The sequence below is a fragment of the Streptomyces sp. R-07 genome, from assembly GCF_049913175.1.
Lineage (GTDB): Bacteria > Actinomycetota > Actinomycetes > Streptomycetales > Streptomycetaceae > Streptomyces.
On the sequence record NZ_CP183978.1, the window covers coordinates 2,148,071 to 2,170,654 of the forward strand.

The 22,584-nt window shown below is 73.3% G+C and carries 23 protein-coding genes; 17 read left to right on the forward strand and 6 right to left on the reverse strand.

Annotated elements, in window-relative coordinates; translation table 11 throughout:
- Nucleotides 1-2 precede the first annotated feature (2 nt).
- Complete coding sequence (locus ACN9M0_RS09620) at nucleotides 3-659, forward strand: TetR/AcrR family transcriptional regulator (protein WP_426403427.1); 657 nt, start codon at nucleotides 3-5, stop codon at nucleotides 657-659.
- On the opposite strand, the gene ACN9M0_RS09625 is transcribed toward ACN9M0_RS09620, so the two are convergent.
- Nucleotides 648-1,142: a GNAT family N-acetyltransferase gene (locus ACN9M0_RS09625; RefSeq protein WP_366038075.1), complete on the reverse strand. Its 495-nt coding sequence runs from the start codon at nucleotides 1,140-1,142 to the stop codon at nucleotides 648-650. The genes ACN9M0_RS09620 and ACN9M0_RS09625 overlap by 12 nt on opposite strands.
- Nucleotides 1,143-1,180: 38 nt before the next feature.
- Between ACN9M0_RS09625 and ACN9M0_RS09630 the strand changes: the two genes are divergently transcribed.
- A complete protein-coding gene (locus ACN9M0_RS09630) occupies nucleotides 1,181-2,101 on the forward strand; it encodes a TIGR01777 family oxidoreductase (protein WP_366038074.1) in 921 nt (306 codons plus the stop codon).
- A 221-nt stretch (nucleotides 2,102-2,322) separates the two neighbouring features.
- Complete coding sequence (locus ACN9M0_RS09635) at nucleotides 2,323-3,684, forward strand: FAD-dependent oxidoreductase (protein ID WP_426403428.1); 1,362 nt, start codon at nucleotides 2,323-2,325, stop codon at nucleotides 3,682-3,684.
- 211 nt (nucleotides 3,685-3,895) lie between these two features.
- On the opposite strand, the gene ACN9M0_RS09640 is transcribed toward ACN9M0_RS09635, so the two are convergent.
- A complete protein-coding gene (locus ACN9M0_RS09640) occupies nucleotides 3,896-5,383 on the reverse strand; it encodes a regulator (RefSeq protein ID WP_366038071.1) in 1,488 nt (495 codons plus the stop codon).
- Between the two features lie 288 nt (nucleotides 5,384-5,671).
- Here ACN9M0_RS09640 and lipB point away from each other — a divergent pair, with 288 nt between their 5' ends.
- From lipB to ACN9M0_RS09660, 4 genes are all read left to right on the forward strand, one after another.
- Nucleotides 5,672-6,469 (forward strand): lipoyl(octanoyl) transferase LipB, encoded by a 798-nt coding sequence (gene lipB / locus ACN9M0_RS09645; RefSeq protein WP_366038070.1) that lies wholly within the window; start codon nucleotides 5,672-5,674, stop codon nucleotides 6,467-6,469.
- Between the two features lie 104 nt (nucleotides 6,470-6,573).
- Nucleotides 6,574-7,542, forward strand: coding sequence for a lipoyl synthase (gene lipA / locus ACN9M0_RS09650; RefSeq protein WP_366038069.1), 969 nt, complete (start codon nucleotides 6,574-6,576; stop codon nucleotides 7,540-7,542).
- A gap of 285 nt (nucleotides 7,543-7,827) precedes the next feature.
- Nucleotides 7,828-8,043 (forward strand): hypothetical protein, encoded by a 216-nt coding sequence (locus tag ACN9M0_RS09655; protein ID WP_041128875.1) that lies wholly within the window; start codon nucleotides 7,828-7,830, stop codon nucleotides 8,041-8,043.
- Between the two features lie 10 nt (nucleotides 8,044-8,053).
- Entirely contained in the window at nucleotides 8,054-8,758 is a 705-nt protein-coding gene (locus ACN9M0_RS09660) for a DUF4191 domain-containing protein (protein WP_366038068.1), read from the forward strand.
- Nucleotides 8,759-8,879: 121 nt separating this feature from the next.
- Here the strand turns inward: ACN9M0_RS09660 and ACN9M0_RS09665 are convergent, their stop codons facing one another.
- Nucleotides 8,880-9,347, reverse strand: coding sequence for an RDD family protein (locus ACN9M0_RS09665; RefSeq protein ID WP_426403429.1), 468 nt, complete (start codon nucleotides 9,345-9,347; stop codon nucleotides 8,880-8,882).
- Nucleotides 9,348-9,568: 221 nt separating this feature from the next.
- On the opposite strand from ACN9M0_RS09665, the gene glnA reads away from it, so the two are divergent.
- From glnA to ACN9M0_RS09680, 3 genes are all read left to right on the forward strand, one after another.
- Entirely contained in the window at nucleotides 9,569-10,993 is a 1,425-nt protein-coding gene (glnA, locus tag ACN9M0_RS09670; RefSeq protein WP_366038066.1) for a type I glutamate--ammonia ligase, read from the forward strand.
- Between the two features lie 236 nt (nucleotides 10,994-11,229).
- On the forward strand, nucleotides 11,230-11,964 hold the full coding sequence (locus ACN9M0_RS09675; protein WP_366038065.1) for a tRNA-dependent cyclodipeptide synthase: 735 nt from the start codon (nucleotides 11,230-11,232) through the stop codon (nucleotides 11,962-11,964).
- Entirely contained in the window at nucleotides 11,961-13,154 is a 1,194-nt protein-coding gene (locus tag ACN9M0_RS09680; RefSeq protein ID WP_366038064.1) for a cytochrome P450, read from the forward strand. The genes ACN9M0_RS09675 and ACN9M0_RS09680 overlap by 4 nt, the downstream gene beginning before the upstream one ends.
- Before the next feature lie 64 nt (nucleotides 13,155-13,218).
- Here the strand turns inward: ACN9M0_RS09680 and ACN9M0_RS09685 are convergent, their stop codons facing one another.
- Nucleotides 13,219-13,494, reverse strand: a complete 276-nt coding sequence (locus ACN9M0_RS09685) for a hypothetical protein (RefSeq protein ID WP_366038063.1) — start codon at nucleotides 13,492-13,494, stop codon at nucleotides 13,219-13,221.
- 149 nt (nucleotides 13,495-13,643) lie between these two features.
- Between ACN9M0_RS09685 and ACN9M0_RS09690 the strand changes: the two genes are divergently transcribed.
- On the forward strand, nucleotides 13,644-14,003 hold the full coding sequence (locus ACN9M0_RS09690) for an arsenate reductase family protein (protein ID WP_366038062.1): 360 nt from the start codon (nucleotides 13,644-13,646) through the stop codon (nucleotides 14,001-14,003).
- A gap of 33 nt (nucleotides 14,004-14,036) precedes the next feature.
- On the opposite strand, the gene ACN9M0_RS09695 is transcribed toward ACN9M0_RS09690, so the two are convergent.
- Entirely contained in the window at nucleotides 14,037-14,867 is an 831-nt protein-coding gene (locus ACN9M0_RS09695) for an alpha/beta fold hydrolase (RefSeq protein WP_426403430.1), read from the reverse strand.
- A gap of 75 nt (nucleotides 14,868-14,942) precedes the next feature.
- Here ACN9M0_RS09695 and ACN9M0_RS09700 point away from each other — a divergent pair, with 75 nt between their 5' ends.
- Together ACN9M0_RS09700 and ACN9M0_RS09705 are read left to right on the forward strand one after the other, a co-directional pair.
- The gene (locus tag ACN9M0_RS09700; protein WP_426405292.1) at nucleotides 14,943-15,428 is read left to right on the forward strand and encodes a MarR family transcriptional regulator; all 486 of its coding nucleotides are present in this window, start codon (nucleotides 14,943-14,945) and stop codon (nucleotides 15,426-15,428) included.
- The gene (locus tag ACN9M0_RS09705) at nucleotides 15,425-16,837 is read left to right on the forward strand and encodes a PLP-dependent aminotransferase family protein (RefSeq protein WP_426403431.1); all 1,413 of its coding nucleotides are present in this window, start codon (nucleotides 15,425-15,427) and stop codon (nucleotides 16,835-16,837) included. The genes ACN9M0_RS09700 and ACN9M0_RS09705 overlap by 4 nt, the downstream gene beginning before the upstream one ends.
- Before the next feature lie 17 nt (nucleotides 16,838-16,854).
- Here the strand turns inward: ACN9M0_RS09705 and ACN9M0_RS09710 are convergent, their stop codons facing one another.
- Nucleotides 16,855-17,760 (reverse strand): Gfo/Idh/MocA family protein, encoded by a 906-nt coding sequence (locus ACN9M0_RS09710; protein WP_366038059.1) that lies wholly within the window; start codon nucleotides 17,758-17,760, stop codon nucleotides 16,855-16,857.
- Between the two features lie 199 nt (nucleotides 17,761-17,959).
- Here ACN9M0_RS09710 and ACN9M0_RS09715 point away from each other — a divergent pair, with 199 nt between their 5' ends.
- From ACN9M0_RS09715 to ACN9M0_RS09730, 4 genes are all read left to right on the forward strand, one after another.
- A complete protein-coding gene (locus ACN9M0_RS09715; protein WP_426403432.1) occupies nucleotides 17,960-19,342 on the forward strand; it encodes a hypothetical protein in 1,383 nt (460 codons plus the stop codon).
- Nucleotides 19,339-20,502 (forward strand): ARPP-2 domain-containing protein, encoded by a 1,164-nt coding sequence (locus ACN9M0_RS09720; protein ID WP_426403433.1) that lies wholly within the window; start codon nucleotides 19,339-19,341, stop codon nucleotides 20,500-20,502. Before ACN9M0_RS09715 ends, ACN9M0_RS09720 begins: the two co-directional genes overlap by 4 nt.
- Nucleotides 20,503-20,658: 156 nt before the next feature.
- The gene (gene glnII, locus ACN9M0_RS09725) at nucleotides 20,659-21,690 is read left to right on the forward strand and encodes a glutamine synthetase (RefSeq protein ID WP_366038056.1); all 1,032 of its coding nucleotides are present in this window, start codon (nucleotides 20,659-20,661) and stop codon (nucleotides 21,688-21,690) included.
- Nucleotides 21,691-21,778: 88 nt separating this feature from the next.
- A complete protein-coding gene (locus ACN9M0_RS09730; RefSeq protein ID WP_426403434.1) occupies nucleotides 21,779-22,375 on the forward strand; it encodes a DUF6891 domain-containing protein in 597 nt (198 codons plus the stop codon).
- The last annotated feature ends 209 nt before the right edge of the window (nucleotides 22,376-22,584 follow it).

Below are 22,584 nucleotides of genomic sequence, written 5' to 3' on the forward strand. Positions count from 1 at the left end.
GGGTGAGCACCAAGCCCGAGGGCGCCACGCCCCCCTCCCCCTCGCTGACGGAGCGCCGCAAGGCCGCCACCCAGCTGGACATCGCCCGCGCCGCCGCCGAGCTCTTCACCGAGCACGGCCCCGACGGCACCACGGCCGAGGAGATCGCCCAGCGGGCCGGCGTCGCCCTGCGCACCTTCTACCGCTACTTCCGCTCCAAGCAGGACGCCGTCGCCCCCCTCCTCGCGGGCGGCGCCGACCGCTGGCGGGAACAGCTCGCGGCGACGGAACCGGGCGCCGGCGTGCCCGAGGCCCTGGAGCGCTCGATCGCCGCATCGCTGACCCCGGAGACCGGGGCGGAGACCGAGGGCCTGCGCTGGACGCGCGGGCTGCTGCGGGCCGCCGCCGAGGACCCCGCCCTCCGGGCCGTCTGGTACCGGGTCAACCAGGAGTCCGAGGAGCGGCTGCGCGAGGTCGTCGCCGGGCTCGCCGGACCGGACGCCGACCCGCTGGAGGTACGGCTCGCGGCGGCGGCGGCCACCGACGCCATCCGCATCGCCCTGGAGAGCTGGGCGGAGACGGACGGGCCCGAGCGCGGGGAGGGCGCACCGGCCGCCCTCGCGGTCCGCTGCCTGCGCGAGCTGATGGGCGGTATGCGGCTGCTGGCCTCAGACCAATGACCGGCCCATGAGGACGTCGTCCACGTACGCCCCGTCGAGGAACAGCTCCCCCCGCAGCACGCCCTCCACCGCGAAGCCCTCCGAGGCGTAGAGCGCGCGGGCCGGCGCGTTGTGGCCGAGGACCCGCAGGGTGATCCGGACGGCGCCCTGCTCCCGGGACCGGTCCATCGCGGCCCGCAGCAGCGCCCGGGCGACGCCCCTGCCCCGGGCGGACCCGGCGACGGCGAGGCCCTGGATCTGGCGCACGTGGGCGGTGGCGGCGAGCGGGGTCGGCGGCGCCACCCGGACGTAACCCACGACCGCCCCGCCGCGCACCGCCACGAGGTAGTGCTCGGGCAGGTGGCGCTCGTCGAAGAAGGGCGCGCCCGGCTCCGGGGCGGGCAGCACGGCGTGGAGGGTCGACCAGGTGGTCCGGTCGAGCTCCGCGAGCGTGGCGTCGTCGTCCTGCACGGCGGTACGTATCTGCGTCTCCGGCACGATCATGGCGGCCACTGTGCCACGCGCCGCCCGGGGAGGGCAGGATGGTGGCCATGCAGCGTTCCGCCACTCGCAAGCGTGTCGCCGTCACCGGCGCCTCCGGGCTCATCGGCTCGGCCCTGGTCCGCTCCCTGCGCGCCGACGGCCACGACGTCCTCCGCCTCGTCCGCCGCCCGGCCCGGACCGCCGACGAGGTCGAATGGGACCCGAAGCGGCTGTACGTGGACGCCGCCGGGCTCGTCGGCGTGGACGCCGTCGTGCACCTGGCGGGCGCCGGGGTCGGCGAGCGCCGCTGGAACGAGGCGTACAAGAAGGAGATCCGGGACAGCCGCGTCCTCGGCACGACGGCGATCGCCCAGGCCCTCGCCTCGCTCGCGGACCCGCCGGAGGCCCTGGTCTGCGGCACGGCACTCGGCTGGTACGGCGACACCGGCACGCGCGCGGTGGACGAGAGCGCCCCCGCCGGCACGGGCTTCCTGCCCTCGGTCTGCGTGGAGTGGGAGGCCGCGGCCGCCCCCGCCGAGGAGGCCGGCATCCGGGTCACCTACGCCCGCACGGGCCTGGTGGTGGCCCGCCAGGGCGGCGCCTGGGGGCGGCTCTTCCCCGTCTTCCGCGCCGGACTCGGCGGACGGATGGGCGACGGCCGCCAGTACTGGTCGCACATCGCCCTCCACGACGAGGTGGCCGCCCTGCGCCACCTCGTCGACACCCCGGCCCTCTCCGGCCCGGTGAACCTGACGGCCCCCGAGCCCGTCACCAACCGCGAGGTGACGGCGGCGATGGGCCGGGTGCTGCGCCGCCCGACCCTCTTCACCGTCCCCGCACCGGCCCTGAAGATCGTCCTCGGCGACTTCGCCCAGGACGTGCTGGGCAGTCAGCGGGTGCTCCCGGGACGGCTGTTGGAGACCGGCTTCGACTTCGCCTTCCCGACGATCGACGACTCGATCAGGGCCGCACTGCGCTGACGGTCCCGGGCGCGGCCCCTCCCCCACGCGTTCCCGCCCTCCTGCGCTCCCCCGTGCTGCGTGCACCCCGCCGCGCGCGGGCCGACTTCCCGCTCGACGCTGCCTAGGCTCGACGCCCACTGTCGAAGCCCACGGTTCGATACGAACGCGAACTCGGGCATTCCGGGGGCCCGTTGGGGGCATAAGGCCTCCCACCGGCGCGCCGACCTGGGGAGGGGCACGTGCTCAGTACCGCAAGTAGCGCACAGCACAGGGACGTCGTGGAGACCGTCGACGTCGTCATCGTAGGAGCCGGAATCGCGGGACTCGCGGCCGCCCGACGGCTGACCTGCGCCGGACTGGCCGTCGCCGTCCTGGAGGCGGAACCGGGGGTCGGCGGCCGGCTGGCCACCGACGTGGTCGACGGCTTCCGGCTCGACCGGGTGGGCCCGCTGCTCACCCTCTCGCCCGAGGAACTCCGGGCCACACCGGGGCTCGCCGGGCTCGCGCTGCGCCCGTTCGCCCCCGGGGTGCTCGTGCACAGCGACGGGCGGTACGCGCGGTGGGGCGTCCCGCACCCGCGCCGGGCGGCCGGCCACCGGGGCGGCGGGGTCCACCGGGGCGTGGGGGGAGCGTTCAGTGTGGCGCGCGCCCTCGCGAGCGCCCCCCGGAATCCTGCCGCCTCGCTCGACCAGGCGAGGCTCGGCGCCTCCCTCGTCCGGCTCGCCGCCACCCCGGCGCAGCGGCTGCTCGCCCGGCCCGAACGGACCGCACGGGAGGCCCTGACCGCCCGGCTCCCCGCCCGGACCGTGCAGGGGGTGCTGCGGCCGCTGCTCGCCGCGCTCCTCGCCGACCCGGACCTCGGCATGTCGAGCCGTCAGGCGGACCTGGCGCTGCGGGCCTTCGCCCGGGGCCGGCCCGCCGTCCCCGAAGGCGGCTCGGCGGCGCTCCCCGAACGGCTCGCCGCCGCGCTGCCGCCGGGCACCGTCCGCACCGGCGTGCGGGTCACGGACGTGTCGGTCTCCCGCGTCACGACGGCCGAGCACGGTGTCATCGGCTGCCGCTCGGTGCTCCTGGCCACGGGCGCGCGGACGGCGGCGGAGCTGCTGCCGGGCCTGCGGGTGCCCGGCTTCCACCCGGTGACGGTCCTTCACCACACGGCGCCCGTGGCACCCACCGCGGACCCCACCCTGCTGCTGGAGTCCGACGCCGGCGGGCCGGTGGCGCACACGGCAGTGATGAGCGCGGTGGACCCGTCCCGGGCTCCTTCGGGTCGCCCCCTGATCACCTCGACGGTGCTGGGTACGCCCCCGGACGACACGGAACGCCGGGTCCGCAAACACCTCGCCACCCTGTACGGCACGTCGACGGACGACTGGGAACTGCTGGCCCTCCGCCACACCCGCGAGGCGGTGCCCGCGATGCCGCCGCCGCACGACGGCCACCGCTCGGTCCGGCTGCTGGCGGGCCTGTACGTCTGCGGCGACCACCGCGACACGAGCACGGTGGCGGGTGCGCTCGCCTCGGCCCACCGCGCGGCGCACTCCCTCCTGACGGACCTCCACGTCCGGCCCCCGGCCGAACCCCCAGCCACGGCGGCCTGACCCCCGGCCGGTCGCTTGGGCCGCGGGGCCCGCCCCCCCTTCGGGCCGGGTGGCGGACCCCGCCGCCCCGGGTCGCCGCCCCCGGTGGTGCGGGCGCGGGCGGCGCGGGAGCCCCCGGAGCGGGACGCAGCCCACGGCAGGCGGGCGGGGGCAGCAACCCCGGCTCGGCGTGGGGCGGCGTCCCGGGTACTGGTGGCGTCGCCCGGGCGTGTCAGCCGATCGCGGCCACCCGGTCGCGGTACGTGCGGGCCGCCGGCGCGTCGCGGTACGGCTCCAGGCGGCGTTCGAAGTCCCGTACGTACTCGACCGCCCGCGCCGACCGCATCTCGGACGCCTGCTGCGCCGCCTCCGCGCCCAGCGCGCACGCCTGGTCCAGTTCGCCGAGGGCCAGGCGGGAGGTGGCCAGGACCACCCGGCAGAAGAGGCGGCTGCGGGCGAAGCCGGGGGCGCGGAGCTGGAGGGCGCGTTCCGCGTGCTGGGCGGCGGGGCGGTACTGCTGGAGGTCGCGGTGGCAGTGCCCGAGTTCGTCGGCGAGCTGGGCCTCGTCGAAGTGACGGGCCCAGTAGGGCACCTCGTCGCCTGGCCGGGCCGCCTCCAGGGCCCGTTCCGCCCGGACGAGGGAGGCGCTGCAGGCCCGCGCCTCGCCCAGCACCGCGTGGCCCCGCGCCTCGACCGCGTGCAGCATCGCCTGGACGACGGGCGGCGCGGCGGGGCCGACGCCCTGCTGGGCGACCCGGGCGAGCTGTACGGCCTCGCGCCCGTGGCCGAGGTAGACGGCCTGGCAGCTCATGGTGAGGAGCACGTACGAGCCGTAGGCGCGGTCCCCGGCGGCCTGGGCGAGGCGCAGCGCCTGGACGAAGTAGCGCTGGGCGAGGCCGTGGGCGGCGATGTCGTACGAGGTCCAGCCGGCGAGCCGGGTGAGGTCGGCGGCCGCGGCGAAGAGGCGCCGGCCGGTGCTCTCGCCGTACGTGCCGCGCAGCATGGGCTCTGCCTCGTGCTCCAGGTAGCGGACGAGGGCCTGGCGGGCGTGACCGCCGCCGTAGGCGTGGTCGAGGGTGCGGAAGAGCTCGCCGACGGAGCGGAGGGCGGCGATGTCACCGCTGGAGACGCGCTGCCCGGGGCCCCGGTCCGTACCGCGCTGGCGGGGGACGGAGAAGCGCCCCTGGGAGGGGACCCGGGGGTCGTGGGCGGGCGTGCCGGTGGGGGCCGCCGGGGGGCGGGCGGCCGTGCCCGGGGCCGGTTCGCCGCGTGCGACCCGGTCGTCGGCGCGGCCGATGAGCCAGTCGCGGCTGGGGACGACCAGGCCGGCGGGGGTGAAGGCGATCTTGCGGAGTTCGGCGTGGCTGCCGGAGTCCTTGCGCCACAGGCCGCTGACGATGTCGACGGCCTCCTCGGGGGTGGCGGCGAACTCCAGGCCCGCGTAGACGGGCGCGCAGGCGTCGAGGCCGAGGTCCTGGGCGGAGAGGCGGCGGCCGAGGCGACGGGTGAAGACCTCGGCGATGAGGGCCGGGGTGGTGCCGCGCGGCTGCTGTCCGCGGAGCCAGCGGGTCACGGAGGTCTTGTCGTACCGCAGGTCGAGCCCGTGTTCCAGACCGAGCTGGTCGACCCGTCTGGCGAGCCCCGCGTTGGAGAACCCGGCTTCGGCGATGAGCGAGGCGAGCTGGCGGTTCGGGATGCGCTGCGGTGGTCGTTCCGTCATCAGCTGTGCGGTCTCCTGCCTTCCGGGTCCGGACGGCAGCCCCGTCGGACCCTCATGGAACGGCGTGAATTTAGCGGTCCTCACGGCCCGTACCGCCGCCTTCGCCCCACATTCATCCGATCGTGTGAGGATTGACGGCACCGCTGACGTAGGCGCCCCCGTCCACCTGCCGGAGGGGTGTCCCCGGCGCCGCCGTACAGTGGCATGGGTGCGAATGACGCATGGTGCCGCGCCGGCCCGGGATGATCCCCGGTCCCCGGCTCCCGGCACCCAGGAGGAGGCATGGCCGTGAGTGAGCTGCGATTCGTCCGCCTTGGGTTCGGCGAGCAGTCCGTCGACTACCAGGTGGCCTGGGACAAGCAGCGCGAGGTGCACGCCGCACGGTTCGCCGACGAGATCGACGACACCTGTCTGCTGCTGGAGCACCCGCCGGTCTACACGGCCGGCCGGCGCACGCAGGAGAACGAGCGCCCGCTGGACGGGACGCCGGTGGTGGACGTGGACCGGGGCGGAAAGATCACCTGGCACGGCCCCGGCCAGCTGGTCGGCTATCCGATCATGAAGCTGCCCCGCCCGGTGGACGTCGTCGCGCACGTGCGCCGCCTGGAGGAGGCCCTGATCCGTACGGCCGCCGAGTTCGGTGTGGAGACCAGCCGGGTCGAGGGCCGCAGCGGCGTCTGGGTCCTCGGTGACCCGGTCGAGCAGCGCCCTTCGCTCGGCGGACTCTCCCTGGACTTCGACCCGCGTCTGACCGACGAGGAGTTCGATCCGCGCCTGAACGGTCCCGAGTACGCCCCGTCCAACGCCGGCCAGCGCCGCGAGGACCGCAAGCTCGCCGCCATCGGCATCCGGGTCGCCAAGGGCGTCACCATGCACGGCTTCGCCCTCAACGTGAACCCGGACAACGCCTGGTTCGACCGGATCATCCCGTGCGGCATCCGCGACGCGGGTGTGACCTCGCTCGCCAACGAGCTGGGCCGGGACCTCGCGATCGAGGAGGTCCTCCCGGTCGCGGAGAAGCATCTGCGGGAGGTGCTGGAGAACGCGGAGCTGAAGCCGCGGGAGATCGAGCGGGCCTCGGCCTGAGGAATGCCGGGCTCTGGCCACAGGTTGGCCAGGCGTAGAGCAAGGCATGGAAGCAACGGGCGTACCCTGGTGTGCGCCGAAGAATCGAAGCTACAGGAGCCGATGTGTCCGCAGTCGCCCCCGACGGACGCAAGATGCTGCGCCTGGAGGTCCGGAACGCCCAGACCCCCATCGAGCGCAAGCCCGAGTGGATCAAGACCCGCGCGAAGATGGGTCCCGAGTACACGAAGATGCAGGGCCTCGTGAAGAGCGAGGGCCTGCACACGGTCTGCCAGGAGGCGGGCTGTCCCAACATCTTCGAGTGCTGGGAGGACCGCGAGGCGACCTTCCTCATCGGCGGTGACCAGTGCACCCGGCGCTGCGACTTCTGCCAGATCGACACGGGCAAGCCCGAGGCGCTGGACCGTGACGAGCCGCGCCGCGTGGGCGAGTCGGTCGTCACGATGGACCTGAACTACGCCACCATCACGGGCGTCGCGCGCGACGACCTGGAGGACGGCGGCGCCTGGCTGTACGCGGAGACGGTGCGCCAGATCCACCAGCAGACCGCGGACCGCGCCGACGGCCGCACCAAGGTCGAGCTGCTCGCCCCCGACTTCAACGCGGTGCCGGAGCTCTTGAAGGAGGTCTTCGACTCGCGCCCCGAGGTCTTCGCGCACAACGTCGAGACCGTCCCGCGGATCTTCAAGCGGATCCGTCCGGGCTTCCGCTACGAGCGCTCCCTGGACGTCATCACCCAGGCCCGTGACTACGGTCTGGTCACGAAGTCGAACCTGATCCTCGGCATGGGCGAGACCCGCGAGGAGATCAGCGAGGCGCTCCAGCAGCTGCACGACGCGGGTTGCGAGCTCATCACGATCACGCAGTACCTGCGCCCCTCGGTCCGGCACCACCCCGTGGAGCGCTGGGTGAAGCCGCAGGAGTTCGTGGAGCTGAAGGAGGAGGCCGACGAGATCGGTTTCTCCGGCGTGATGTCGGGCCCGCTGGTCCGTTCCTCGTACCGCGCGGGCCGTCTGTTCCAGCAGGCGATCGAGAAGCGCGGCGCGGTCGACAACGCCACGCAGGCGGTCTGAACCACCCCGCTGCACCACCGCGCCTGTGTGAATCGGCGCACAAGTAGTTACCGGTCAGTACTGGCCGGATCCGACGCGGCCCGTACGCCCCCGCAGCTCAGCGGGGGCGTACGGGCCGCGTCGCCGTCCGCCCGGTCCTCCACATGGCCGCATCAACGTTTCATCAGTGTTTGACCACCGGGTCACGCCCTGGTAACACCGATCTGTGAGCCTGGTTTCACTCACCGCCACCACCCGCTCACACCCCCCACCTCGTCTCACCCGCAATCGAGGGAGGACCCCGACATGCCGGCCGCATCGACGCACGTCCGCGTCACCGCGATCCCGTCCGTCACCGACGCCCTGAAGGCCGTGGAGGCCCTGCTCCTGGGCGCCGGCCAGCGCACCGCCCGGCGCAACGCCTGGAACTCCGTCCTGGAGGACCGCCGCCGCGCCAAGGACCGGGTGGAGGCCCAGCACGTGATGGAGGTCGCGTCCGGCCGGGCTTCCCGGGCCACGTAAACTTCAGGACATGGCGAGGAAGGCAAACACGAGCAGCGCTGACGCTGCGAACCCCGGGCGACTGAAGCAGATCGCCCTCACGTACCAGATGACCCGGAAGGCGGACCCGAAGGTCGGTCTGGTCGTCGCGGGCGTGGGCATCGTCGTACTCGGTGTCCTCCTCGCGATCGGCTTCCTCATCGGTCATCCGGTCTACCTGGGCATCCTGGGCTTCGTCCTGGCGCTCCTGGCGGCGGCCGTCGTCTTCGGGCGACGCGCCGAGCGCGCTGCCTTCGGGCAGATGGAGGGCCAGCCGGGCGCGGCTGCGGCGGTGCTGCAGAACGTCGGGCGCGGCTGGACGACGACCCCCGCGGTCGCGATGAACCGCAGCCAGGACGTCGTGCACCGCGCGGTCGGCCGGGCGGGCATCGTGCTGGTGGCCGAGGGCAACCCGAACCGGGTGAAGACCCTGCTCGCGGCCGAGAAGAAGCGGATGAGCCGCGTCGTGGTGGACGTGCCGGTGACCGACATCATCGTCGGCGACGGCGAGGGCCAGGTGCCGCTGAAGAAGATCCGTACGACCATGCTCAAGCTGCCTCGGGTGCTCAACGGCCCGCAGGTGACCGCGGCCAACGACCGGCTGCGGGCGATGGGCGACCTGATGAGCAACATGCCGCTGCCGAAGGGTCCGATGCCGAAGGGCATGCGGATGCCGCGCGGCGGAAAGATGCGCTGACACCCCGACCTGACGAGAAAGGCCCCGGACCATGCGGTCCGGGGCCCTTCTCGTATTCCTGGTTCAGATACGGACCTGAACGGCGGTCCGGGTCAGATACGGACCTGAACGGCGGTCCGGGTCAGATGCGGACCTGGACGGCGGCCGCGAGGCGGTCGTGGAGGCCGCGGCCGTCGCGGTCCCAGATGAGGGCCGGGATGGCCAGGCAGACGAGCAGGGAGCGGACCGCCACGCGGAACAGGCCGAGGCGCCCGCCGTTCATGGAGACGACGCGCAGGCCGAAGAGCCGCTTGCCGGGCGTCGAGCCGACGGTGCCGACCGTCAGGACGCTCAGGACGAACAGGATGAGCAGGGCCCAGTTGCCCGTCGCCTGGTTGTAGCCGTCGGTGATCAGGCCGTATGCGATCAGGATGCAGAGGGCCCAGTCGACGGCGAGGGCGCCGAGACGACGCCCGGGGCGGGCGATCGAACCGGGTCCCTCCTCGGGCAGCCCGAGCTGCTGACCGCGGTAGCCGAAGTCGACGCCTGCGTCCTCGGCCGCCGCGCGGGGGCCGGAGAGCCAAGATCCGATTGCTTGCCTGTTGTCCACCCGACCACGGTACTGCGCCCGTTTTTGATCACTTCGGCCCGGGTGGGAGTACGGCGCCGGCGCGCGCGACGACACCCACCCCGGTTAACTTCGACGAAACAATTGGGTCATGCTTGAGAAATCCCGTCTGCCTATGGTCGGGTCCAGCGTGTGCCACCGCACTGGCCGCACGACCGAGCTGCAACCCCGCCCCTCCCCGGGCCGGGAGTAGGAGGAGTTGGATGTCCCAGAACAACGGATTCCAGAACGCCGACGAGGTCCAGAAGTTCATCAAGGACAACGACGTCAAGATGGTCGACGTCCGGTTCTGCGACCTTCCGGGTGTGATGCAGCACTTCACGATCCCCGCGACGGCGTTCGACCCGTCCGAGGAGCTCGCCTTCGACGGCTCGTCGATCCGCGGTTTCCAGGCCATCCACGAGTCCGACATGGCGCTCCGCGCCGACCTGTCGACGGCCCGCGTGGACCCCTTCCGCCGCGACAAGACGCTGAACATCAACTTCTTCATCCACGACCCGATCACGGGCGAGCAGTACAGCCGTGACCCGCGGAACATCGCGAAGAAGGCCGAGGCGTACCTCGCCTCCACCGGCATCGCCGACACCGCCTACTTCGGCCCCGAGGCCGAGTTCTACGTCTTCGACTCGGTGCGCTTCGAGACCTCGGCGAACCAGGGCTTCTACCACATCGACTCCGAGGCCGGCGCCTGGAACACCGGTGCGGAGGAGAACAACCGCGGCTACAAGGTCCGCTACAAGGGCGGCTACTTCCCGGCCCCGCCGGTCGACCACTTCGCCGACCTGCGCTCGGAGATCTCCCTGGAGCTGGAGAACGTCGGCCTGCAGGTCGAGCGCCAGCACCACGAGGTCGGCACCGCCGGCCAGGCCGAGATCAACTACAAGTTCAACACGCTGCTCGCCGCGGCCGACGACCTGATGCTCTTCAAGTACATCGTGAAGAACGTCGCCTGGCGCAACGGCAAGACCGCCACCTTCATGCCGAAGCCGATCTTCGGCGACAACGGCTCGGGCATGCACGTCCACCAGTCGCTCTGGTCGAACGGCGACCCGCTGTTCTACGACGAGACGGGCTACGCGGGCCTCTCGGACACCGCCCGCTACTACATCGGCGGCATCCTCAAGCACGCCCCGTCGCTGCTCGCCTTCACCAACCCGACGGTGAACTCGTACCACCGCCTGGTCCCGGGCTTCGAGGCGCCGGTCAACATGGTGTACTCGCAGCGCAACCGCTCCGCCGCCATGCGCATCCCGATCACGGGCTCGAACCCGAAGGCCAAGCGCGTCGAGTTCCGCGCGCCGGACCCGTCCTCGAACCCGTACCTCGCCTTCTCGGCGCTGCTCCTCGCGGGCCTCGACGGCATCAAGAACAAGATCGAGCCGATGGAGCCGATCGACAAGGACCTGTACGAGCTGGCTCCCGAGGAGCACGCCAACGTCCCGCAGGTCCCGACCAACCTCGAGGCCGTCCTCTCCGCCCTGGAGGAGGACAACGAGTACCTCCAGGCCGGCGGCGTCTTCACCTCGGACCTGATCGAGACCTGGATCGACTACAAGCGCACCAACGAGATCGCCCCGATCCAGCTGCGCCCGCACCCGCACGAGTTCGAGCTCTACTTCGACCTCTAAGCCGTACCGCGCGAGCGAGGTTCTTCCGAGGCCCGTCGTCCCCTTCGTGGGGGCGGCGGGCCTCGCCGCCTTCCGGCCAAGATCACGTTCATGCGAACAGCTGACGAACTATCCTGCGTACCCGCCAGTAGGGGACTCACTCTCAGCAACCGGCCGATAGCGTGTCGTCGTCGCTGCCGCCACACCCGGAGCACTGGGCTCCGCTGGGACTAGCTGGCGCGATGAGGACTGCCTACGTGACTCAGGCGGCTTTCGCCCCTGCAGAGACGCTCCGACTCCAGCCGTACACCGATCACTGCCGCGTCATCGCCGACGAGGGCGCGCACGTGGTCATCGGCGTCTCCCCGGGAAACAGTTATTTCACCGCCCAGCGGCTGCGCGAGCTGACGCGCTGGGGCTTGGACCACTTCGACCAGGTCGATCTCGTCTACACCGATCTGCATGTCTCCGACATGTACGAGGCGCTGGGGTACGGGGCCGACGAAGCACGGCGGAAGGCCGTCAAGAACCTGCGGGGGGTGCGGGCGAAGGTCGGCACGGCCGTGGCGGAGGCCGATCCCACGGGGGTACGGGTACGGGCCCGCGGGATGTCGGAGTTCGGCGACGTCCCGGCCTACCGCGAGCTGCACCGCACGGTGCTCGACGCGGTGGCGGCGGACCCCGTGGTGCGGGAGACCTGCGACGCGCTGACCGGGATCTTCCTGGCCGGGAAGCTGGCGCCGGGGCAGCGGACCGACGAACGGCAGCGGGAGGTGTGCCGGGCGTACATCTGCGCCGAGGTACCGCTGTTCCTGGACACGCCCGCGATCCTCGGGGTGCCGTCCTCGCTCAACTGCTACCACCAGGCCCTGCCCCTGGCCGATCTGCTGTACGGGCGGGGGTCCGGGCTCCGGGCCTCGCGCAACCAGGGCCACGGCATCCTCACCCCCGCCGACAACACCGAGACCCCCGTCGAAGGAGCCACGCGATGAGCGTCGCCGTCACGACCCCGCCGGCCTTTCCCTTCGACTGGGACGGCACCCGGCTGCCCGCCGAGATCGACGCGCTGCGCGCCGAGCCGGTACGGAAGGTCCGCACGATCGCCGGGGCCGACGCCTGGCTGGTCTCCTCGTACGAGCTGTGCCGGCATGTCCTGGAGGACCCGAGGTTCAGCCTGAAGGACACCTCGGCGCCGGGAGCACCGCGGCAGTACGCGCTGACGATCCCGCCGCACGTGGTGAACAACATGGGCAACATCACCGGGGCCGGACTGCGCAAGGCCGTCATGAAGGCGATCAACCCGAAGGCGCCCGGCCTGGAGGAGTGGCTGCGGGCGCGGGCCGGGGCCCTGGTGGACGCGCTGCTCGCCGAAGGGGCGCCCGGGGAGCTGCGGGGCGCCTACGCCGACCCGTACTCGGCGGGGCTGCACTGCCGGATGCTGGGCATCCCGGAGGAGGACGGGCCGCGGCTGCTGCGCAGCCTGGACGTGGCCTTCATGAACGCGCCGCGCGAGATCGAGGCGGCCCGGCTCAACTGGGACCGGGACGTCGCCTACATGACCGAGCGCCTGGACGATCCGGCGACGGGTGGGCTCATGGCGGAGCTCGCGGCGCTGCGCGAGGATCCCGACTACGCGCATCTGACGGACGAGATGCTGGCGACGGTGGGCGTGACGCTGTTCGGGGCCGGGGTGATCTCCACCGCCGGGTTCCTGACGATGGCGCTGGTGTCGGTGCTGACCCGGCCGGACGTACGGGAGGCGCTGACCGCCGGCGGCACGCACGGGGTCGCCGGAGCCATGGACGAACTGCTGCGGGTGAACCTGTCGATCGGCGACGGGCTGCCGCGCCTCGCCCTGGAGGACGTCCGGCTCGGCGAGGTCGAGGTGCGGGCGGGGGACCTCGTCCTGGTGCTCGTGGAGGCCGCGAACCACGATCCGGAGCGCTTCCCGGACCCGCTGGCCTTCCGGCCGGACCGGGAGAACGCCGCCGAACACCTCTCCTTCGGCGGCGGGCGGCACTACTGCCCGGCGACGGCGCTCGGCAAGCGGCACGCCGAGATCGCCCTGGAGACGCTCCTCGACCGGCTGCCGGGGCTGCGGCTCGCGGTCCCGGTCGAACAGCTGGTGTGGCGCACCAACTTCATGAAGCGGCTCCCCGAACGGCTGCCGGTGGCCTGGTAGCGGGCGGGATCCGACGAGGGCGTTGCCCGGCCCGGGGTCCGGGCCGGGCAACGCCCCTCCGGTGTCAGCGGCCGTAGCGGATCAGGGCGCGGACCATGCGGCAGGTGGTGTCGGAGGGCGGATGGATGCCGATGTCGGCGGCCGTCGTGCGTATCGTCGCGTTCGTCGCCTTCGACGGGACGTAGACGCCGGCGTCGAGCAGGGCGATCGCGAGGCGCATGGCCTTCAGACGGCGGTTGTGGGACACGTACCACTCGCGGGGGCGGCCCGCGGGGAGCGGCTTCTTCTGGAGCGGCTTCCAGGGTTCGAGGGACGGCGTCCGGATCACGGCGAGAGCCATGGGCTACCTCCTGGCGAACGGTGGGGTGCGGGCCCTCCCCGGGACCCTCACCTTCACCCCCTATTTTAGAGACCCCCACTGACAATCGCCCCTGGCCAGATGGGGTTTGGGGGGTGGTGGAGGAGGGCGTGGGGGGTACCGTGTGAGCCATGGAGATCTGGATCAATCCCGCCTGTTCCAAGTGCCGCAGCGCCCTCACCCTGCTCGACGCCGAAGGCGCCGACTACACCGTGCGGCGCTACCTGGAGGACGTGCCGTCGCCGGAGGAGATCCGCGGCGTGCTCAAGCGGCTCGGGCTTGAGCCCTGGGACATCACCCGGACCGGGGAGGACGTCGCCAAGGAGCTCGGGGTGAAGGAGTGGCCCCGGGACGCGGACAGCCGGGAGCGGTGGATCGAGGCGCTCTCCGCGCACCCCAAGCTGATCCAGCGGCCCATCATCACGGCGGAGGACGGCACGGCCGTCGTCGGCCGGAGCGAGGAGGCCGTGCGGGACGCTCTGTCCCGCTGAGGCCGGCCCGCCGGCCCGTCAGGAAGTCAGGAGTCAGCCCGTCAGGAAGTCCGCGATCTCCGACAGCGCGGTGGGCGGAAGGTCCGCCGCGAAGGTGTGGTGGGTCGCGGCCGGCAGGGTCCTCGTCACGATGCCGGGGACGGCCGCCCGGGCGCGGGCCGCGACCCGGGCCGCGTCGTGGACGCCGCTCCGCCCGGCGAGGAGCATCAGCGTCGGGGGGCGCAGGGCGGCCAGTTCGGCACCGGTCGGGCGGGGGCCCGTGACCGGGCGGTGCCGGGGGAGCTCCGCCGCCAGGGCGTCGAGGTGCCGCACCACCGGGTCGTGCTCCGCGCCGCGCGCCTCCCGGTCAAGGAAGGCCTCCGTCCGCGCGGGCGTCGGGCGCAGCAGCACGGGCAGGGCGCGCAGGAGGTAGCCGGGGCGGAAGCCGGCGAAGCAGCCGGTGGGGTCGAGCAGGACGAGGCGGTCGGTCCGGTCGGGGGCCGCCAGGGCGTACCGGAGTGCGATCCACCCTCCGTACGAGTGGCCGCAGAAGGCCGCCGAGGTGAGCCCGAGGCCGTCGAGGAGGGCGTCGAGCCAGTCCGTGAGGTCGGCGGCGGTACGGATCGGCCGGCCGTCCGCCCGGCTGCGGCCCGGTCCCCCGACGAGGTCGACGGCGTGGACCCGGTGCGTCGCGCCGAGCGTGGTGGCCGTCGTCCGCCAGGAGCAGGCGGTGGCCCCGCCCCCGGGCAGGAGGAGGACCGGCGGCCCGTCCTCGGGGCCGTGGTGGAGGACGTGGGTGGCGCCGTGGGGCGTGCGGAGTTCCGAGGTGGTGGTGGGGTGGGGCCACGTGGAGAGGACGGCTTCGTAGGCGGCGGTGTACGACATGGTGCTCGTCCTCTCGTTCGGCGATAATCTCGCTCAGCGAGATAATAGGAGGACAGGGTGGCCGAGTTATTGGAGATGCGCGTCTTTCATCTGTTGCGCGAGGTCACGGTCGAATACGGCCTGCGCCAGGGCGAGTTCGCCGCCCGCAACGGAATGCACCCGACGGACGTACGGGCCCTGATCTGCCTCCTCGACGCCGCGCGTGCCGGTACGGACGCGACCGCGGGATGGCTCGGCGAGCGCCTCGGCCTCAACTCGGCCGGTACGACCGCCGTCGTCGACCGGCTCGAACGGCTCGGGTACGTGGCCCGGTCGCGTGACACCCGGGACCGGAGGCGCGTCCTGCTGACCGTGGAGGACCGGGCGAAGGAACTGGGCCGCGCGCACTTCGGACCGCTCATCGACGGGACGGTCGCGCTGCTCGGCGGCTTCACGGAGACCGAGACCCGGGCCGTACGGCGGTTCCTGACGGGGGTACGGGACCTCATGGACGACCGCGGTGACACGGGCGACGGAAAGGCCGGCGACGGCGGGAGCCTCGTGGCGGGTGAGGGACGGTGACCGGCGCCGACTCGCTCGGGAACGATCTGCATCTGGACCTCGGCGCGGACGGCAGCCGGCGGGCCGCGCTCATCAGGGCCCTGCGCGAGGCCGTGCGCGAGGGGCGGCTCGCTCCCGGGACGCGGCTGCCGCCCTACCGGTCCCTCGCCGCCGACCTGGGGATCGCCCGCAACACCGTCGCCGACGCGTACGCCGAGCTGGTCGCCGAGGGGTGGCTGGCCTCCCGTCAGGGTTCCGGCACCCGGGTCGCCGACCGGGTCGCCGCGCCCGCCCCGGGGCCCCCGCGGCCCGCCGCGCCGCCGCCCCTCCCGTACGACCTCGTCCAGGGCAAGCCCGACCCCGGCGCCTTCCCGCGCGGGGCCTGGCTTGCGGCGGCCCGGCGGGCCCTGACCGAGGCGCCGCACGAGGCCTTCGGGACCGGCGACCCGCACGGCCGGATCGAACTGCGCCGGGCGCTGGCCGAGTACCTCGCGCGCGTGCGGGGCGTACGCACCACGCCCGAGCGGATCGTGGTCTGCTCGGGCGCCGCGCACGCGCTGCGGCTGCTCGCCCGGGTCCTCGGTACGGAACGCCCCTGGGCCGTCGAGGCGTACGGACTGCCCTTCCACCGCGGGCTCCTCGCCGAGGCCGGGATCCGCACGGTGCCCGTGGCCGTCGACGAGGACGGGGCGCGGACCGGGGAGATCCCGCCCGGGGCCGGCGCGGTGCTGCTCACGCCGGCCCATCAGTTCCCCACCGGCGGGCCGCTGCACCCCGAGCGCCGGGCCGGCGTCCTGGAGTGGGCGCGGCGGTCCGACGGGCTCGTGGTGGAGGACGACTACGACGGGGAGTTCCGCTACGACCGGCGGCCCGTGGGCGCCGTCCAGGGCCTCGACCCGGAACGGACCGTCCTCCTCGGCTCCGTCAGCAAGAGCCTCTCCCCCGCGCTGCGGCTCGGCTGGATGTGCCTGCCGGCGGCGCTCGTGGACGGCGTCGTCGCCGCGAAGGGGGAACGCGAACCGTACGCCCCGGCCACGGAGCAGCTCACGCTCGCCGACCTCCTCGGCTCCGGCGCGTACGACCGGCACGTCCGGCGCATGCGCCGCCGCCACCGGGAGCGGCGCGACCGGCTCGCGGCGGTGCTCGCCGAACGGGTGCCGGAGGTACGGGTGACGGGGATCGCCGCCGGTCTCCACGCCGTCCTGGAGCTGCCCGTCGGCACGGAGCGCGCGGCGCTCGCGGCGGCGGCCCGGCACGGGGTCGCCACGGAGGGACTGGCCGCCTACCGCCACCCCGACGCCCAAGGCCCCGCCCAGCCGGACGGCCTGGTCGTCGGCTACGCCACCCCACCGGAACGGCTGTACGGGCCCGCTCTGGACGCCCTGTGCGACGCCCTCTCCGAGAGCCTCGGCCCAGCCTCTTCCGCATGACCGGCCGAGCCGGGTCGTCAGGCGCGGGCCGCGGCGTGCTCCGCCTCCGTCAGGATCTCCGTGATGCGGAGGCCGAAGCGGGCGTCGCAGGCGTGGGGTTCGCCCGTGCGGGCCGCGGTGACCAGGGCGTCCACGGCCGCGGCGAAGGCCCCCAGCGCGCCGTCCCAGCGGGGCAGTTCGGCCCGGCCCCGGGTGCCGTACAGGGTGAGGGCCGCCTCCGCCGCCTCCGGGGGCGCGCTCAGGGTGAGGGTGGCCGTGCTGCTCGCTCCCGACGCGTGGCGCAGCACCAGGTGGTGGGTGTCGCCCGGGCCCGGGGCGGCGGTGATCCCGGTGACGTCGCCGAGGACCGGCAGGTAGACGGAGAGGACGTGCGGGCCGACGTCCCACAGTCCGCCCTTCTCCCGCCGCCAGGGCGAGGCCGCGTACGCGCTGGCGGAGCCGGGTCCGTAGAGCGAGCCCAGCCAGTGGGCCTCGCCGAGGAACCAGCCGCCCGCCGCGGTCTGCTCCTCGATCCAGCGGGCCGTCGGCTCCGCGAACCGCAGCGTGCAGAAGACCACCGAGGCGACCCCGGCCGCCTCCACCGCCTCGGCCACCTCGCGGGCGAGCGCCGGGGTCGTGGCGACCGGCTTGTCGAGCAGGACGTGGCAGCCGGCCTCCGCGGCCCGGACCGCGAGGGGGGCCTGGATGTCCGGCGGGAGGGCCAGGGCGACGGCGTCGCTCGCGGCGAGGAGGGCGTCCACGTCCTCGTAAGCGCGCGTGCCGGACGCGTCGGCGAGGGCGGCGGCCGCGTCGGGGCGTCTGCCCCACACCCCGCTGAACTCGACGCCCGGATGCCCGGCGAGCGCGGGCGCGTGCGTGCGGGCGGCCCAGGGGCCGGTGCCGAGGAGTCCGATACGGGGCTTCACGCCCAGGTGCTTCGCCATGCCCCCAGTCTGCCGGGCGGCACTGACAAGGGCCCCTGCGGCCGTAATCCGCTGGCGGACCTCCCCCGGCCCGGTGTTAGCGTTCCCGGGCCGGCCGCGGGACTCCGGTGCGACTTCCGGAACCTGCCTCTGAAGCAACGTCTTCGCTGTTCGCGCCCTCATTCCCCGGCCGGCACCCGTGCGCTGGAGGGAGAGCACCGTGTCCGAGCTCGTCGCGGCCGAGGACGTGCTCCTCTTCGTCAACGCCGCCGTGACCGCCACCGGCCAGCGCGAGTTCCGCTCGTCCGCCGCCGAGCAGCGCTTCTCGCTCGCGTTCCTCCATGAATACGTACGCGTCAACTACCGGCCCGTGTACGCCGCCGCCCTCGCGCTCGACATCAACGACCACAACGCCGCGCTCGTCATCGAGCACCTGCTCCGCACGCCGAAGGAGGCGGAGCCGGGCGAGGGCCGGCTGATCGCCGCCCGCCTCGCGCAGCTGCCGCCGCCGCGGGTCTACCGCCTGTTCGGCGCGCTGCGCGCCGCCCGGGTCAACAACCGCCGCACGCGCGCGATCGTGCGCGCGTGGCTCGCGGCCCGGCCCGATCCCGCGCTGGACGCGGTGAAGTACCGGACCGGTCTGAAGACCGCCCTCCGGCACGTCCACGGGCGGCTGCCCGACGCCGAGGCGGGCGACTTCCTCTTCGCACCGGGCCGCCGGGTCCGGTACGAGAACGCCACGCTCGACGCGCACCGCCGGGCGCACTACGAGCAGGGAGCGCTGTACGAGCTGCCGTTCACGGTCGCCGAGGGCTTCGCCGCGAAGCACGGGGTGCCCCGCGCCGTGTTCCTGGAGCGGATCGCGCCCCGGATGACCCGCCTCGAACGACTGCGCACGGACCGGGCGGCCGATCTGTCGGTCATGCCGCTCACCCGGCTCGCCCTGTACGTGCTGGCGCTCCCGTTCGGCGAGCGGGTGGAACGGCGGGCCGAGCTGACGGGTGCACTGCGCGCGGCCGCCCGGCGCGCGGCGGGGCCGTACGCCGGGAGCTGGGGGCGGGTGGCGGCCGTCCTCGACGACAGCTTCTCCTCCTCCGGTTCGGCGGTGAAGCGGCGGCGTCCGCTGGCCGTGGCCCTCGGCTGCCACTTCCTCCTGGAGGCCCTCGCGTCGCCGGGGGCGTACACCCCGCTGTGGACGTCGGGCCGGGACGATCCGCTGCTCGTCCACCCCTACGGGCCGACCCCGCTCGGCCTGCGGATCCTGGACGCCCTGGAGACCGGTGCCGAGCGTCTGGTGATCGTCTCCGACGGCTGGGACAACGCCCCTCCGGGGCTGGCGGGTGAGGTGCTGCGGGTGTGGCGGACGCGGCTGGATCCGGAGCGGCGGACGAGCGTCGTACACCTGAACCCCGTATACGACGCCGAGGGCTTCGACGTGCGCCGGCTGGCCCCGAGCGTGCCGACGGCCGGGATCCGGGACGCGGAGGATCTGGCGGCCCTGGTGGAGATCGCGCAGTTCGCGGAGGGGCGGACGGGTTTCGCGGAGCTCCGGTCCTATCTGGACCGGCGGGTGGAGCTGTTCCTGAAGGGGGCGGAAGGGTGACCCGGATCGATCTGACCGGGCTCGGTGTGCGGCCCGCGCAGGTGTGGGGCGGGGTACGGCTCGTGCCACTCGTACGGGACGAGCCGGTGCCGGGGCTGCGGCTCGGGCGGGAGGTGTACGAGGGGTGGGGCGCGGCCTCCGTCGACCTCGGCGACCGCACGACCTACACCTCGTACATCCCGCACGGCTTCGTCGCCGACTGGACGGGGACGGGCGCGGAGTCCGCCGCGTACGGGACGCGGCTCGGCGGCTCGGGGACACCCGCGGGGGCGCCGCCGACCGTGCCCGTGCGCCGGCTCCACCGCATGGCCAAGCGCCGGCAGGGGGAACGGCGGCTGCGGTTCCTGCCGCTGCACCTCGCCCTGGAGGGGTATCTCGCGCTGCACTTCGGCGGGCCGTCCGTCGTCTGGGACGACTGGTCCCGGGAGGCGTTGCGGCGCGGTCTCTCGCCGCGGGCCGAGGCGGCGTACGCGGGATGGTCCGTGCCCGGGCTCGGGGAGGCACTGCGGGTCTTCGAGCTGTATCCGGGGCAGTGCGGGCTGCTCCTGTACGTGGCGGACGCGCTGGCCGCGGCCTTCGTGGTGCCGCACCCGGACGACTACCGGCTGCTGCATCCGACGCTGGTGGAGGACCTGTACGGGGAGCTGGTCCACCAGTACGCGCACTACGGCGCCCCGGTGCCCGAGTTCACGGCTCGGATCCGGGACGGGGCCGGCGGCATCCGGAGCCTCGCGGACCTGCGGGCGGCGGCGCGGGAGCAGGAGCGGGCCTGGACGGTGGCGCACGACGGGCTGATGGCGCGGGACCTGCGGGAGACCTCGTACTCCTTCGAGCGGGTCCACCGGATGGGGCGGTTCGACCTGTACCGGTTCCTTCCGCCGTTCGAGCGCGGCGGGCGGGAGCAGCACATCGGCGAGGTGATCACCGACCGGAAGGGGCGGGCGGCGTACCTGAAGACCTTCCGGCTCTCGGAGAACCAGATCCGGAAGGGGTACCTCCTGAACCGGCTCGCGGACTGCGACTGGCACCTCGGCCGGACCGCGGAGGCGCTCGGCACCTCGTACGCCGAGGTGGTCCGGCGGGTGCGGGGCGCGGGACTCGGCGCGCTCCTCGACGCCCACGCCGTCGCACGGCGGCTGCGCGAAAATCAGGAAGGCTGAGTAACACGGGGTTCACAAACGGGCAACCGACGGGAAATCCCGTGTTGCGAAGCTGCGGTCGAACACAAACCGCGCAGTCAGCGCAGAGACCGCAGCTTCTCGCAGTGCCGCGAGCCGCAGCGGAACCCCGCAGCAGCACGCCAAAGGATGAGACCCGTGACCTTCAAGGCTGAGTACATCTGGATCGACGGCACCGAGCCGACCGCGAAGCTTCGCTCCAAGACGAAGATCATCGCCGGTGAGGGTCTCGCCCTCGACGCGCTGCCGATCTGGGGTTTCGACGGCTCCAGCACGAACCAGGCCAAGGGCCACGCCTCGGACCGCGTCCTCAAGCCGGTCTTCTCCTGCCCGGACCCGATCCGCGGCGGCAACGACGTCCTGGTGCTGTGCGAGGTCCTCAACACGGACATGACGCCGCACGAGTCCAACACGCGTGCCGCGCTGGCCGAGGTCGCCGCGAAGTACGGCGCCCAGGAGCCGATCTTCGGCATCGAGCAGGAGTACACCTTCTTCGAGGGCACCCGCCCGCTCGGCTTCCCGATCAACGGCTTCCCGGCGGCTCAGGGCGGCTACTACTGCGGCGTCGGCGCGGACGAGATCTTCGGCCGCCCGGTCGTCGAGGCGCACCTGGAGAACTGCCTCAAGGCCGGTCTCGGCATCTCCGGCATCAACGCCGAGGTCATGCCCGGCCAGTGGGAGTTCCAGGTCGGCCCGCTGGCCCCGCTGGAGGTCTCGGACCAGCTGTGGATCGCCCGCTGGCTGCTCTACCGCACGGCCGAGGACTTCAACGTCTCCGCGACGCTCGACCCGAAGCCGGTGAAGGGCGACTGGAACGGCGCGGGCGCGCACACCAACTTCTCCACCAAGGCGATGCGCGAGGGCTACGACGCGATCATCACCGCGTGCGAGTCGCTGGGCGAGGGCTCGAAGCCGCTCGACCACGTCAAGAACTACGGCGCCGGCATCGACGAGCGCCTGACGGGCCTGCACGAGACCGCCCCGTGGGACGAGTACTCCTACGGCGTCTCGGACCGCGGCGCCTCGGTCCGCATCCCGTGGCAGGTCGAGCAGGACCAGAAGGGCTACATCGAGGACCGCCGCCCCAACGCGAACGTGGACCCGTACGTGGTGACCCGCCTGATCGTGGACACCTGCTGCGAGGCCCTGGAGAAGGCCGGCCAGGTCTGATCCCCCGCACTCCCGGACAGGGGCGCCCACCGTTTCGTACGGCGGGCGCCCCTGTCGCGTTGTCAGTGCCGCCTGGAACAGTGGGGCCATGCTCGACATCACGGTGGAGACCGAGAACGGGGAGACGTACGTCCGGCCGTCCGAGGAGGACCTGACCGGGCTCGTTCGGCGCATCGGCTACGGCGACCGGGCACAGCTGACCCGGGTCGCGCAGGAGGAGGTGTTCTCCCCGGCCGAGCACCTGGTGTCCCGGGAGCAGGTCGAGGCGCTCGTGGACCGGCTGTGGCTGGAACGGGTCGAGGAGATGGCGGGCTGGGAGGGCGTGACCGACCCCGAGCGGGTCACCGCCGCCTTCGCCGAGCTGGACGCGGCCGGGATCGTCGCCCGCGAGAACTTCACGTGCTGCCGGTCCTGCGGCACGGCGGAGATCGGCGCGGAAGACGGGGCGGATGGGGCACGTGGGTTCGTGTTCTTCCCCACCCAGTGCACCGAGGGCGCGGCGGCCGGCGGGCCGCTGCATCTGCTGTACGGCGGGTTCGACGACTCGGCGGGGGCGACGGCGGCGGTCGGCGAGGAGGTGGCCGCGGCGCTGCGCGGGCAGGGGCTGAGCGTGCGGTGGGACGGGGACCCGGGGCAGGCGATCCTGGTCACCGGGCTCGACTGGCGGAGACGGCTGACGGGTTGAGCCGGGGCCGGTTTCCAGACGGTCGGGCGGGATGTGACGTGACAGGGGGTGCTCAGCCTGTTTCCCTCCTGGTTTAATAGGGATATGGCCAGCATGCAGAACGACACCGCGACGGGTCGTCACGACCTCGAGCCGTTCTGGCCTTCCCGGCAGCACCACGACTTCGACCGGTGCTGTCGACGCGTGAGGAACGCGTCGGCCCTCTAAAG